The organism is Burkholderia sp. SIMBA_062 (assembly GCF_046534765.1).
Classification (GTDB): Bacteria; Pseudomonadota; Gammaproteobacteria; order Burkholderiales; family Burkholderiaceae; genus Burkholderia; species Burkholderia ambifaria.
In genome coordinates, this window is the sequence record NZ_JAWRYD010000527.1 from 1 (window position 1) to 244 (window position 244).

A 244-nucleotide genomic window follows, 5' to 3' on the forward strand; every position below is an offset into this window, starting at 1 on the left:
CGAGGCAGCGCCCGCTGATGCAACGCTTATCGCTAAAAACCGCCCGCACGCGCAGCCTGCCATGGGGTATACGCAAACATCTGCCGCCAGCTGTATTGAGGCCGCGATGGCCGTAACACTGGCCGAGCAGAGCGGTGCGTACGCCACCTCTGAGCAGATGGCGAAGGCCATTGAGGCCGCCCTGCAACATGCCGGGCTCCTGAGCCGAACCGACGAGTCCCGGGAGGTCATGCGTGCCCAGCTG

At 65.2% G+C, this 244-nt stretch carries 1 protein-coding gene; it reads left to right on the forward strand.

Annotated elements, in window-relative coordinates:
* Positions 1-61 precede the first annotated feature (61 nt).
* On the forward strand, positions 62-244 hold a 183-nt coding region (locus tag SB786_RS37330), incomplete at its 3' end, for a hypothetical protein (protein ID WP_410731726.1).